Source organism: Polyangium sorediatum, assembly GCF_029946465.1.
GTDB classification, from domain to species: domain Bacteria; phylum Myxococcota_A; class Polyangia; order Polyangiales; family Polyangiaceae; genus Polyangium; species Polyangium fumosum.
The window spans coordinates 73,756-88,229 of sequence record NZ_JARZHI010000017.1 but is presented as its reverse complement, the minus strand read 5'-3'; the positions used below and the strand labels follow the sequence as shown (position 1 = coordinate 88,229).

Below are 14,474 nucleotides of genomic sequence, written 5' to 3'. Positions count from 1 at the left end.
CCTCCTCCGATTTGGATCCAATCCACGCGGCGTATTTCTTCGAGAGCGCGAGGAGCGCCCCCGAGCTCTTCGCGCTGAGCGGAAGCAAAAACGGTCCGACGGGCGGCGACGGCCGCGTCGGTTCGGGCTCAATCGGCGCCTCTTCTAGGATGACGTGCGCGTTCGTCCCGCTGATCCCGAACGAGCTTATGCCCGCGAAACGAGGCGCCATTCCCCTCTTCCAGGGCACGGGCCCCGTCGGCAGGACGAAGGGTGTCCCCTCGATGTCGCATCGCGGATTGAGCACGCGGAAATGCAGATTCCCGGGGATCTCCTCGTATTCGAGCGCCAGCGCCGCCTTGATGAGGCCCGCGATCCCGGCCGCCCCCTCCAGGTGACCAATGTTCGTCTTGACAGCGCCGATCACGCACGTCGATCCGTCCGGGCGCGGCTCGCCGAACACGGCCCGCAGCGCGTCGAGCTCGATGGGATCTCCCAGCGGGGTCCCGGTCCCGTGCGCCTCGATGAACCCGATCTGCGAAGGCGTGAGCCGCGCATTCGCGAGCGCCTGTTGCAGGAGCGCCTGCTGGGAGAGCACGTTCGGCGTCGTCAGACCGGTCGACCGGCCATCCTGATTCACCGCCGAGCCCCGGATCAACGCGCGAATGCGATCGCCGTCCCGGCGCGCGTCCGAGGCGCGTTTCAGGATCACGACCCCGCACCCCTCGCCCCGCACGTAGCCGTTTGCCCGCGCGTCGAACGTCTTGCAGCGCCCATCCGGCGACAGCGCCCGCATGTGCGAGAGCATGGTCATCGTGAAGGGCGATACCAGCGCATTGGCGCCGGCCACGATCGCGACGTCACACTCGCCGCTCCGCAAGCTCTGGCAGGCGAGGTGTGTCGCGACGAGCGACGACGAGCATGCCGTGTCCACGGTGATGCAAGGCCCGACGAGGCCGAGCGTGAAGGCGAGCCGGCCTCCCGCCGTGCTCCCGAGGTTCCCCGTGGCCGAATACGTGTCGAGGGCCCCCGGCCCGACGGAAACGATACGCTGCTGATAATCGAGCGTCCCGATCCCGACGAAGACGCCCGTCCGGCTGCCCATGAGCGCGTCGGGGCGTTGCCCGCCGTCCTCCAGCGCCTCCCACACCACTTCGAGCAGGAGGCGCTGCTGCGGATCCAGGCTCTGTGCCTCCCGCGGCGAGATGCCGAAAAAGGCGGCGTCGAACCCGTCGATATCGTCGAGGAGCGCTGCGTGACGCACCTCGGGTCGGTCCTTCGGCACCATCCACGCGGGCCAGCGCGTCGCCGGGATCTCGCGCACCGCATCCACGCCGCGGCGGAGCGCCTCGCGAAAGGCCTCCGGCCCCTCCCCGCCGCCGGGAAACCGGCACCCCATTCCAAGAATCGCAATCGGCTCGACCCGCGCGCGCTCGGCTGCCTGGACGCGCGCTTTCAAATCGTTGATAACCGCGAGCGCCTCCCGGAGCCGGGCGCGATATTCGTCCACGGATGCCGATCCGCTCATCGCAGTTTCTGCTCCTCGATTTCACGCAGCGACGCATCGAACGCGGAGAGCAGGTCGTCCTCGCCGCCGGCCCCCTCCTTCGCCGGCTCCGCGGCAGGCGAAGGCGCCGGGGGCGCGGCCGGCGCCTCGACCGCGCGCTTCGGCGGCGCGGCGAACTGGCTGGCCAAATGGTCAATGAGCGCCGTGGGACTCGTGTACGTGTAGAGCATGGTCGCCGCAAGCTTGATGCCGAGGGTCGCTTCGATTCGATTGCGCAGCTCGACGCCCATCAACGAGTCCATGCCGAGGCTCGCGAACCCCGCGCGCGGGTCGAGCTGACGAGGCTCCTGGCGGAGCACCTTCCCAAGCTCGCCGAGGACGTGCGCCGCGAGCTGTTCGACCCGCTCGGCGGGCGTCACGCGCTCGAGCTCCTCCCGCAATCGCCTTCGCGCCTCCGACGCCGCCGCATCGACCCCGCGCTCGCGGGAGAGCTCCGCGAACATGGGAGAGGCCGCCGCCTGCGGATAAAAATCGAGCCAGCGCCGCGGGGAAAACCGCATGACGGCCACCTCGGCGCGCGGACGCGCGAGGATCAGCCCGAGCGCTCGTGCGCCCTCCTCCGGCGTCAGGCTCTCGAGGCCTCGGCTGGAGAGCCTCTGGCCACGATTGTCGCGCAGCGCCGCCATGCCCACGTCGGAGAACGGGCCCCAGTGGATGCTCGTCGCCGGCAATCCGGCGGCGACCCGCGCGTGCGCGAGCGCATCCATGAACGCGTTCGCCGCGGCATAATTCGCCTGACCGGGCGAGCCGAGCAAGGACGCCGTCGAGGAGTACATCACGAAGAAATCGAGCGGCTCGGCGCGCGTACGCTCGTGCAGGTTCCACGAGCCGAGCATCTTCGGTCCGAACACACGCGCGAGTTTGTCGCGTGAAAGGTCGAGCAGCGTCCGGTCGTCGACGACGCCGGCCGCGTGCACGATGCCCGCGAGCGGTCGCGCCTCCGCGCGTACCCGCTCAAGGACGGCATCGACGTCCGCCGCGCGGGAAACGTCGGCCTCCAGCACGACCACGTTTGCCCCTACCTCGCGTAAGCGCGCGATCGCCTCATGCGCCGCCGGCGTGGGCGCACGACGGCCCACGAGCGCGACGTGCCGGGCGCCCTGCGCCACCAGCCATTGCGCAACCGACAAACCAAGCCCGCCGAGTCCGCCCGTGATGAGGTACGAGGACTCCGGATGAACCGCGTGGCCTCGCGCCGGCGCGGCGTCGAACGAACTGTGGGTCATGCGCGCGACGTGACGCAGCTCCCCGCGGAGCGCGACCTCGCTCTCGCTGTCGTTCACGAAGAGCTCATGGCAGAGACGCTCGACGTCGAGGGGATCCACCTCGGGGGAGAGGTCCACGAGTTTTCCATCGAGGTCCGGGTGCTCGAGGGCGAGCGTCCGGCGGAACCCCCAGAGCGGCGCCTGGGCCACAGAGACGACGTCGACGTCGCCGAGGACCGCCTGCGCCCCGCGGGTCACGAAGACGAGCCGCGGCCCTTCGCGGAAGGCTCGCTGCACGAGCGCCTGCACGAGGAACAAGGCGCTACCAACGACGCGATCCCCATCGGCCTCCAGCGTCGACACGCTCGCGCGCTCGACCGGCACCGCGTCGAGGGCGAACAGGTGGACGATGCCCGCGCAGACGGTGTTCTCGTCGAAGACCGCCTTCAAGAGCTCGACATGATCCTCGGCGCTCGTGAGCTGGATCCGGTACGTCGTCGCGTCGACACGCTCATACCGCTCGCCCGCCTCGACGAGCACGCAGGGAATGCCTCGCGCGCGCATCATCGCACCGAGCGCGCGTCCCGTCCCCCGTTCGTCGCAGAGGACCATCCAGGTGCCCACGCGGGCCGACGCGCAATTCGCATCGACGGCCGCCGGAGCTGCGCGCCACGCGAGCCCGAAGATTATATCGTCCTGCGCGCTCTGCGTGGTCGGCGCGTCGCTCTTCCCCTTCCGACCCACGGCGGCGAACGGCGCGTCCTCGGGGAGCTCCAGCCAATACCGCTGCCGTTGCCAGGGATAGGTGGGCAGCGGGACGCATTTTCCGCCGCTAGGCGCGAGCCTCGCCCATTCCGGCGCACATCCGCGCGTATAAAGCGCGCCCGTCGCTTCGAGCAGCGAGCGGCGCTCGTCCTGGTTGCGCCGCAGGGTGAACGCGACGAGCCCGGCCGCCTTGCGCATCGCAAGGCATTGCTCGACGTTCGCCGCCAGCACCGGGTGAGGCCCGACCTCCAGAAAGAGCTGATATCCGTCGTGAATCGCGGCGTCCACGGCCCCCGCGAACTGGACGGTCTCCTGCACGTTCCGACCCCAGTACCGCGCGTCGAGCTCCTTGCCCTCGACGCACTCGGAGAGGATGGTGCTGTACATCGCGAGCGTGGCTCGCCGCGCCGTGACGCGCACGAGCCGCTCGACGAGCTCCGTCGCGAGCGGCTCCATCTGCGGGCTGTGAAACGCATAATTGACGCGCAGCGGCCGGCACGAGACCCCTTCGCGTTCGAGCTTCGCGACGACCTCGTCGAGGGCGACGGTTTGTCCACTCAATACGACGGAGCCTGGATCGTTCACCGCGGCGATCCCCAGGCGGTCCTCGTACCCGGCGATCGCCTGGCGCGCCACGTCGGGGTTCGCCGCGACCGCCACCATTTTCCCGAGGCCCGTCGCCTTGTTCATGATCCGCCCGCGGATCGCGACGAGGCGCACCGCCTCGTCCAGGGAAAGAATGCCGGCGATGTAGGCAGCGGCGATCTCCCCGACGCTGTGACCGATCACCGCGTCGGGCGCGACCCCCCAGGACCGGAGCAGCTCCACGAGCGCGATCTGGATCGAAAAGATGAGCGGCTGCGCCACCTGCGTCTCGTTCAAGCGCGACATCGACTCGGTCGTGTCGAGCTCGTCGAGCAGGCTCCATCCGAGCCGCGGGGTGAGGAGAGCGTCGCACGAATCGATCACCGATCGAAATGCCGACTCCTCTTCGTAGAGCTTCCGCCCCATCCCGAGCCACTGCGCGCCCTGCCCCGAGAAGACGAATACGACCTTCGCCCGCGCCGGCGTGGACTTTCCGGTGGCGAGCCCCCCGCCCACCTCGCCGCCCAGGAACGCGTCGAGCGAACGCGCTAGCTCCTCCCGGGTGCGGCCGACAGCCGAGATGCGATACTCGAAATGGCTCCGGCGCAAGCTCGCCGTGTGCACGACGTCCCGAAACGAGACGTCCTGCGTGCTCGTGAGGTAATCGCGGAACGCGGACGCGTGCGCCCGGAGCGCCTCGGGGCTCTTCGCCGAGAGGGGGAGGAGATACGAACTCGCCTCGGGGGTGAGATCCTCCTCCGCGCTCTGCGCGAACTCCTCCACGACGACGTGGGCATTCGTCCCGCTCATGCCAAACGAGCTCACGCCCGCCACGCGCCGCTTCAGCGCGGCCCGCCAGGGTCGCGGCTCCGTGGGAATCACGAAGGGCGTCCGGTCGAGCTGGATGCGAGGATTCAAGGTGCGGAAATGGATGTTCTTCGGGATGAGCCCATTTTGAAGCACGAGCGCGCTCTTGATGAGCCCGGCCACCCCCGCGGCCGACTCGAGGTGCCCGATGTTCGTCTTCACTGCCCCGAGCGCGCACACGGAGCCGGCCTCCCGGGGATGACCGAACACGCGCGTGAGCGCCTCCATCTCGATCGGATCCCCGAGCGAGGTCCCCGTGCCGTGCGTCTCGACATACCCGATGTCGGAGGGCGCGATCCGCGAGCTCTCGAGCGCCTGTGTCAGCATCGCCTGCTGCGCGAGCACGTTCGGCGTGGTGAGGCCCGTCGAGCGTCCATCCTGGTTGACGGCGGAGCCACGAATGAGCGCGACGATCGTGTCGCCGTCACGCTCGGCGTCCGACAGCCGCTTGAGCACGACCATCCCGCAGCCCTCGCCCCGGACGAACCCGTTCGCCGTCGCGTCGAAGGTCTTGCATCGACCGTCGGGCGACAGGGCCTGCGTTCTAGCATATTTGCGCGTGGTCGAAGGCACGAGCATGAGGTTGACGCCGCCCGCGACCGCCATGTTGCACTCGCCGCTGCGCAAGCTCTGGCAAGCGAGGTGAATCGCGACGAGGGACGACGAGCAGGCGGTGTCGACCGCCATGCTCGGGCCCTGAAACCCGAATGTGTACGAGATGCGGCCCGCCGGGAAACAATGGCCATTGCCCGTCGTGGTGTACGCGTCCTCCTGCTCGATACCGGCGATGGCGGAGAGCTCGGCATAATCGTTGTTCATGATGCCGAGAAAAACGCCGGTCCGGCTGCCGACGAGGCGCTCGGGGAGCTGCCCCGCGCGTTCGAGGGCCTCCCACGTGACCTCGAGCAGGAGCCTCTGCTGCGGGTCCATCTTCGACGCCTCACGCGGCGAGATGCTGAAGAACCGAGCATCGAAGAGGTCGACGTCGCGCAGGAACGCCCCCCAGCGAACCGCGCGCGCCTCCGGATCGGTGGACGGGTCCACGTCGAGCCCCCACCGCTCGGGCGGGACCTCCGTGATCGCGTCCACGCCCTGCTTCAAGAGCTCGAAAAACGCCTCCGGCGTGTTCGCCCCCCCGGGAAAACGGCACCCCATGCCGATGATGGCGATCGGCTCGACGCGCACGCGCTCGAGGTTCTCGATCTTCGCGCGCATCTTCTGGATCGTCATGATCGCGCGCTGCATCGACGAGAGCCCCGACGCTGGCGGGGCGTCGTCGTCGTGCTGCGTCGTCATGCTCTGCGGGGCATCGGGGCGTCTGGTGGTCACGAGAGGTAATCCTCCGAGCGAGCCAGCTCCTCCTCGAGCTCGAGCAGGATTTCGGCTTCCGACTGCGTAATGTGCCTGGGCGACTGCACGCGGATCGGGTCACTTGGCCTCGCCGGGAGCGCCGACGAGCGCTCCGCCCGCGGCGCCGCCATGGACGGGGGCGCCGTGTCCCCGGGACGCCGGCCGGGCGAGAGGCTCATCCGGTCGAGAAGGTGATCGGCGAGCGAGGCCGGGTTCGGATACGTGAACAGGAGCGTGGCCGAGAGCCGCACGCCGAGGCTCGATTCGAGCCGATTGCGTAGCTCCAGGCTGAGCAGCGAGTCCATTCCGAGGCTCGTGAACGAGGCGAGCCGGTCGATGCGCCCGACGTCGAGACGGAGCACCTGGCCCACGTGCTCCAGGATGTGTTTTTCCAGCACGGGGAGCCGCTCCGCCGGAGGCCTACGCTCGAGCAAGCCCTTGAACGACACGCGGCTCGACGGCGCCGGGCGGTCCGTCGTCGTCTTCGGATCCCGCTGGAGTTCGGACCAGAAGGGGCTGCCCGCGAGCTGCGGGTAGAATTCGAGCCATTGGTGCACGGCGAGGCGCAAGACGCCGACCTCAGCCGGGGATCGTTCGAGCAAACGGGCGAACGCGAGGAGCCCTTGCTGCGGCGTGAGGCTCTCGATTCCGCGATATGACAGTCGCTGGCCACGATTGCCCTGCGCGGCGGCGAGGCCGACGTCCGAGAACGGCCCCCAGTGAATGCTCGTCGCGGGCAAACCACTGCGCCGGCGCGCATGCGCGAGGGCGTCGAGGAAGGCATTGGCCGCCGCGTAATTGCCCTGGCCCGGTGCGCCGAGGAGCGAGGCCGCAGACGAATACAACACGAAGAAATCGAGCTGGTGGTCCCGGGTGCGCGCGTGCAGGTTGAACCCTCCGGCGACCTTCGGTTCGAGCACGCGTTGGAAGCGTTCCTCATCGAGCTCCAGCAAGGTCCTGTCGTCGAGGACGCCGGCCGCGTGCACGACGCCGCGCAGAGGCGGCAGCGCGCGGTCGATCTGCGCGAGCATCACCGCGACCTGATCCTCCCGGGCGACGTCGGCCTCGACGACGAGGACCTGCGCGCCGGCCTTTTCCATGGCCCGGATGGCCTCGCGCGCAGCGGGCGCCGGCGCGCGGCGCGAGACGAGCGCGAGGTGCCGCGCCCCCTGATCCACCATCCACTGCGCGAGCGAGAGCCCGAGGCCGCCGAAGCCGCCGGTGATCAAATACGACACGTCGGGGCGAATGCGGGGACGCGGCTCCTCCACGGGAAGAATCGCAGCCGTTGGCTCATTCATGACGAGCACGACCTTGCCGATGTGCTTCGCCTCGGACATCAGCTTGAACGCGGCATTCGCCTCCGACGCCGGGAAGACCTTCACGGGCAAGGGCTGGAAGATGCCCATTTCGAAGAGCTGCATCACCTCGTTCAGCAGCGAGCCGAGCAGCGACGGCCGCTCGACGGACATGCCGGGCAGATCGACCGACGCGAACGAGACGCTGCGCCGCAACGGCGTGATGGCGAGCTGTTTGTTCTCGTAGATGTCGCGCTTGCTGAGCTCGACGAAGCGCCCGTATGGCGCGAGCAGCTCCAGGCTCCGTGTGCGGGCATCGCCGGTCAGCGTATTGAGCACGACGTCCACGCCCTGCCCGGACGTGCTCTCCATGACCTCGCTGACGAACGAGAGCGTGCGGGAATCCATGACGTGCTCGATGCCGATGGATCGCAGGTACTTCCGCTTCTCTTCGCTGCCGGCGGTCGCGAAGACCTCGGCTTTGAGCACCCGCGCGATCTGGATCGCCGCGAGGCCGGTCCCGCCCGTCGCCGTGTGCACGAGGACGCGCTCGTCGTGACCCAGGCGCGCCAATCGATTGAGCGCATAATAGACGGTGGTGAAGACGACAGGAATGGATGCGGCCTCCGCGAAGCTGATCTTCGCAGGCTTCGGCGCCACGAAGGCGGCGAGCGTGGTCACGTGCGACGCGAAGGCGCCCGGCGCGTACGCGACGACCTCCTGGCCGACGGAGAGGTTCTCGACGCCCTCGCCAAGCGCGACGATACGACCCGCACATTCGAGGCCGAGCGTGGCGACATCACCGGCCGTCCCGGGGTAGGCAGCCATCGCCTTCATCACGTCGACGTAATTCAGCCCCGCGGCCTCGACCTCGATCTCGACCTCGCCCGGGCCTGGTGGGCGGCGCGGCGCCTCGCGGAGCATGAGCTGATCGAGGACCCCCACTTCGAGGCTCTCCAGCCGGAATGGCCTGCCATTCGCGCGCTCGGGCGGCACGTTCGCCTTGACAACCCCGACGGCGTCGAATGAGCTGTGCACGAGCCGCGCGACGTACCGGCCTTCCTTGCGATAAGCGATCTGATCCTCGCGGTCGCGCACCGAGATCTCGCGGAGCAGGACCGAGGCCTCGTCCGCGCTGCGGCTCGGATCGACGTCGATGCGCGTGCATTCGAGCTCGGGGTGCTCGAGCGCGATCGTGCGGCCGAGGCCCCATAACGTCGATTGTGCGACGGAGAGCGGCGTGCCGTTCGAGAGCACGGCCTGGGCGCCGCGCGTGACCAGCCAGAGGCGCGGCATGTCACGCCACCCCTGCCGGAGCACGGCCTGGACGAGGTAAAGCGCACTCAGGCAGCCGTTCGCGACGTCGCGTTCGATGGTGTCGTTCGTGGTCCGCTCCCACGGGGTCGCGTCGAGCGCGAAGAGATGCAGGATCCCACGGCAATGGACCTCGCGGCCAAACGCCTCGCGGAGGACGCGCTGGTAATGCTCGGGGTTCGTCGGATCGATCTCGAAGAGGCCCGCTTCGAGGCGGACAAACCGGCTCCCGACGCGGACCCGCACGCACGTCTCGCCCCGCGCGAGCAGAAGAAACGCCATGGACGCCGCGGTGCCGCCCTCGTCGACGAAGAACAGCCACGCGCCCGGGTTGCCCGACGACTTGATCCGCACCGACTCGCCGTCGAGGTCCTTCTTGCGCCACTCGATCGTGTACACAGAATCGTCGAGCACATTCGCAGGCGCCGATTTTCCGCTCTCCAGCCGCTTGATGCGGAGCCCCTGGACCTCCGCCTGCACCCGGCCGTCCGCGTCGATGACGAAGACGTCACCCGCGGGATTGACCTTGTCGTCGCTCGGGTGGAGCTGCGCATGAACCCACACCTCCTGCCCGAGCGAACGGTGGAGCCGGATCTTGTCCACACCCGAGAGCACGTACGTGCCGAGCGGCTCCGTCTCCGAGGCGACATGGACCTGCACGAGGGTCTGGAAGCAGGCATCGAGCAGCGCCGGGTGGACCTGATATTGATCCGCATTCACCGCCACGTCGGCCGGCAAGAACACGCGGGCGAGCCCCTCCTCGGAGCCGAGCCACATCTGTTCGAGGCCGCGGAAGCTCCGGCCATAAAAGAGCCCGCCTTCCTCCATGCGGCGATAAAACGCCTCCGCGTTGACCACCGTCGGGCAACGCGCCTGGAGCACGCGAGGACGCTCGCGCGAGATCCTCGCGCCCGGCGCGCCCACGCCTGTCCGCACCTTGCCCGCCGCGTGCCGCGTCCACGTCTTCGCCCCCGCCTCGCGGCTCGAAACCTGAAACGACGCGCGCCCCGGCTCCTCGTCCACGAGGACGCACTGGACGCGCCGATCCGGGTCCTTGCCGACCGGGAGCATCCGATCGAAGGTGACCTCTTCGAGCGCGACGGAGACCTTGCCGTGCACCTCGACGACCGCGGCGAGCGCCATCTCCACGTACCCCGCGCCGGGGAAGATGGGGTCGTTCTGCACGCGATGATGCGCGAGGTAAGGCAGCGCCGTGGTGCTCAGCGATTGCTCCCAAAAATGCAACGTGGGCTCGACGGAGAGGTGGACCTGCGACCCGAGCAGCGGGTGCGCCGCGGGATCATGGGAAGTGGCGTGCGCGAGCCACGGCCGCGACGACGGCATCCGCGATTTCACCTCGTCGGGCAGCCAGTAACGATCCCGCTGCCACGGATACGTGGGCAGCGAAATGCACCGGCCGCCGCGCGGGAAGAGCCTGCCCCACGTGAGATCGTGGCCCTTCACGTGGAGCGCGCCGAGCGCGTCGACGAGGCAATGGCGCTCGTCCTCGTTGCGCCGGAGCGACGCAATGGCTGCCCCCTCTTTCGAGAGCATGCGCAGCGTCTCCTCGATCGAATGCAAGAGGATCGGGTGCGGGCTGATCTCCACGAAGAGGGTTTGTCCCTCCTCGGCCGATTTCGCGACGGCCCTGCCGAAGAGGACGGGCGCGCGGAGGTTTTTCACCCAGTACGACCCATCGAGCTCTACGCCCGTGACGAGCTCGCCCGTCACGGTCGAGCGCATGGCGACGCTCGCGGGCCGCGGCCGAAGCTCGGCGAGCGCGGCCGAGAGGTCCTGCTTCAGCACGTCCATCTGCGGGCTGTGCGAGGCGACGTCGACCTTCACCCGACGGCAAAACACGCCGCTCCCCTCGAGCTTCGCGACGATCTCTTCGAGCGCCGCCGGCTCGCCCGAAATCACGGTGGAGCGCGGGCCATTGCTCACCGCGACGCTGAGCCGGTCCTCGTACCCCACGAGCGCGCGCTCGGCCTCGTCCATCGCGAGCTCGACGAGCGCCATCGCGCCAAGCCCCGCGACGCGGCGAAGGAGCTTGCTCCGCCGGCAAATGACCTTCGCCGCGTCCTCGAGGGAGAGCACACCCGCGACGTGCGCCGCCGCGATCTCGCCCATGCTGTGGCCGATCACGGCGTCCGGCTCGACGCCCCACGCGCGCCAGAGCGCGGCGAGCGCGACCTCGATCGCGAAGAGCATGGGCTGCACGACGTCGATGCGCCCGAGCTGCGAGCGCGTCTCGTCCGCGAGGAGCTCCTCGATGACGGAGAAACCCGCCTCGCGCCGGATCACCGCGTCGCAATCCTCGATCGCCTCGCGGAAGACGGGCTTTTGCACGAAGAGCGAGCGGCCCATGCCGACCCACTGCGAGCCCTGCCCCGGAAACACGAAGACCAGACCGCGCCGGCCGCCGATCGGCACCGCGCCCGCGCGCGCGAGAGGATGATCACGCCCCTCGGCGAGCGCGCGCAGGCCGTCGAGGACCTCCGCCCGCGTGCGCGCCGCGACGACGCCGCGCGTGCGGTGGTGCGCGCGGCGAACGCTCATCGTGTAGCAAACGTCCCGCAGCACGATCCCGTTCGACGCGTTGATGTAGTGAGCGAGGCGCCGCGCAGCGTCCCGCATCGCCGACTCGGTCTGGCCCGAGACCGGCACGAGATGCACGTGGCCCGTCTCGGTCGCCTCGGTCTCCGCGCTGCGATCCAGCACGCTCGCGCCGTGCACGAAGAGCTGGCCGACGGCCTCGCGGATCGATCGGCCCTCGTCCTCGTTGCGCCAGAGCGCCGCCACCGCAGCCGCCGTGGCTTGCTTGTCCACGTGGCGAATGCACTCCTCGATCGAGTGCTTGACGATGGGGTGCGGCGCAATTTCGAGGAAGACCGCGAGCCCGTCGTCGAGGAGGCGCTGAATGCCGTTCGCGAACAGAACCGGCTCACGGAGCTGCCGCGACCAGTACCGGACGTCGAGGTCCTCGCCGCGGATGCGCTCGCCCGTGAGGCTCGAGACGACAGGGACCCGCGCGCTCATCGGGTGCAGGCCGGTGAGCAAAGGCGGCAGCTCGTCCGTGAGGTAGGCCATCTGCGGCCCATGCACGGCGGCGCCGGTGCTGACCGGGCGGGCGAAGACGCCGCGCGACGCAAAGGACGCCGCGAGTGTGGCGAGCGCGCCGCCCTCCCCAGAGAAGACCGTGGAGGTCGGGCTCGCGGCGATGGCGCCGGTGATGCGGCCGCCCGAGGAGGCGGCGATCGACTGCGCCTCGTCCCAGCCGACGCCCGCGAGCAGCATCATCCCCTGACCGGCCGAGCGCTGCACGAGCGTCGCCTGATGCGCGATGACCCGCGCCGCGTCTTCGAGCGAGAGCACGCCCGCGACATGCGCCGCCGCGACCTCGCCGATGCTGTGGCCGATCACCGCGCCCGGCTCGAGGCCGAGGTCGTGCAAGAGTTCCGCGAGCGCGACCTGGAACGCGAAGAGCACGGGCCACATGACGTCGAGGCGATCGGCGGCGACGCGCGTCGAGCCGGCCATGATCTCGTCGAGCACCGACCAGCCGAGCAACGGGCCGAGGACACGATCACACCGCGTGAGCGCCGCGCGGAAGCTCGGCTCCGAGAGCACGAGCGATCGACCCATCCCCGCCCACTGCGATCCCTGCCCCGAGAACACCCACACGACGCGGCGTGATCCGCGCGCTGCGCCGCGGAAAATTCCGCGCCCTTCGGCGCCGCCGCGGGCCTCGACGAGCCGCGCTTCGAGGCCGCTCTTCGTGCTCGCCACGACCGCGAGCCGCTGGCCCAGGCCGGCCGGAGGGCCACGCAAGACCCGCCCGGCGATCACCTCCTCGCCTCGGATCGATTCGAGCGCGAGCCCGATCGAGGCGCCCATCGCCTCCGGCGCGCCCGCCTCGATCAGCGCGACGCTCGCCGTCGAGCGAGCCATGCTCTCCAGGATCACGTGCGCGTTCGTGCCGCCATACCCGAACGAGCTCACGCCCGCGCGGCGCAGCGTGCCCTCGGGCGCAGGCCAAGGCTCGACCTTCGCGACGACACGCAGGTTCAGCCGAGGGAAGTCGATGTTCGGGTTCGGCGACTGGTAATGCAGGCTCGGGGGCAGCGCGTCGTGCTGCATCGCGAGCGCGACCTTCATGAGCCCCGCCATCCCCGCGGCCGCTTCGAGGTGCCCGACGTTCGTCTTGACGGACCCAATGCAGAGCGGCTGATCCGGCGGGTGCTCGACGCCGATCACCGCCCCAAGCGCGCCCGCCTCGATCGGATCCCCGAGCGGCGTGCCGGTGCCGTGCGCCTCGACGTACTGGATGTCCGCCGGCGCAATGCCGGCCGCGCGGCACGCGTCCCGCAGCATCGACTGCTGGGCGAGCGGGTTCGGCGCGGTGAGGCCGTTGCTCGCGCCGTCGTTGTTCACGGCGCTGCCGCGCACGATCGCGTAGATGCGGTCGCCGTCGCGGAGCGCGTCCGAGAGGCGCTTCAGGATCACGAGCCCGGCGCCCTCGCTGCGGACGTAGCCGTTGCCGCGGGCGTCGAAGGCGCGACAGCGGCCGTCGGGGCTCATCGCGTTCAGCCGCGTGAAGCCCATCGTCGTCTCGGGCACGAGCATCAAGCTCACGCCGCCCGCGATCGCGATGCCCGTCTCGCCGCTGCGCAAGCTCTGCGAGGCGAGGTGGATGGCGACGATCGACGACGAGCACGCCGTGTCCACGGTCATGCTCGGCCCCTGGAGGCCGAACGCGTACGAGATGCGGTTCGCGATGATGCACGAGGCGCCGCCCGTGCTCGTGTGCGCGGTGATCGACTCGCGCCCCGCGCGATCCTGGAGGAGCGCGTGGTCGAGGAAGAGCGCGCCGACGAAGACGCCCGTGCGGCTGCCCTTCAGCGTGGGCGGCGGGATCCCGGCGTCTTCGAGCGCCTCCAGCGAGAGCTCGAGCGCGAGCCTCTGCTGCGGATCCATCTGCACCGCCTCGCGCGGCGAGATGCCGAAGAACTGCGGGTCGAAGGTGTCGACGTGGTCGAGGAAGCCGCCCCAGCGCGTGTTGAGCTTGCCCGTGGCGGCCGTGTCCGGATCGTAGAGGTCCGCCGCGTCCCAGCGGTCCCGCGGCACCTCGGTGATCGCGTCGATGCCGTCGTGCAAGAGCCGCCAGAACGCGTCGAGGTCCGGCGCCTTGGGGAACCGGCACGCCATGCCCACGATGGCGATGGGCTCGTTCTCCGGCGACGTCGTTCGCGGCGGCATCGGCGGCGGGCGCGCGGACAACGTCGGCGCCACGGACGAACCCGTGGAGGTCGTCAAGAACTTCGCCAGCGACGCGGGGGTCGCGTGCTCCCATACGAGGGTCGGCGAGAGGCTACGGCCGAGGTGCTTGCCCAGATCCGCGATGAGCTTCGTCGCGCCGAGGGAGTCGAGCCCGTAGCGATGGAACCGCTCGCGTGGGTCGATGGTCCGCGGATCGATCCCCCGAAGCTCGGCGAGGCGGGAGACCAGCCAGGCCGAAAGGTTCTCTGCGTTGGGTGGAGTCAT

At 69.7% G+C, this 14,474-nt stretch carries 3 protein-coding genes (1 of these 3 running past the window's edge); all 3 read right to left on the bottom strand.

The window, feature by feature from the left end:
* Tightly spaced (each overlapping or abutting the next), the 3 genes in view from QHF89_RS20570 to QHF89_RS20560 form a layout consistent with a single transcriptional unit that may run on beyond the window.
* Positions 1–1,507, bottom strand: the 5' end (the start) of a protein-coding gene (locus QHF89_RS20570; protein ID WP_136966520.1) for an SDR family NAD(P)-dependent oxidoreductase. It extends 5,120 nt beyond the left edge of the window; the window shows 1,507 of its 6,627 coding nt (coding positions 1–1,507); the start codon lies at positions 1,505–1,507; the stop codon falls past the left edge of the window.
* Positions 1,504–6,297 (bottom strand): type I polyketide synthase, encoded by a 4,794-nt coding sequence (locus QHF89_RS20565; RefSeq protein ID WP_136966521.1) that lies wholly within the window; start codon positions 6,295–6,297, stop codon positions 1,504–1,506. Before QHF89_RS20565 ends, QHF89_RS20570 begins: the two co-directional genes overlap by 4 nt.
* The gene (locus tag QHF89_RS20560) at positions 6,294–14,474 is read right to left on the bottom strand and encodes a type I polyketide synthase (RefSeq protein ID WP_284720730.1); all 8,181 of its coding nucleotides are present in this window, start codon (positions 14,472–14,474) and stop codon (positions 6,294–6,296) included. Before QHF89_RS20560 ends, QHF89_RS20565 begins: the two co-directional genes overlap by 4 nt.

Coding starts and splice junctions, on each gene's coding strand:
- QHF89_RS20560 (WP_284720730.1), bottom strand. CDS start 14,474: ATGACTCCACCCAACGCAGAGAACCTTTCGGCCTGGCTGGTCTCCCGC.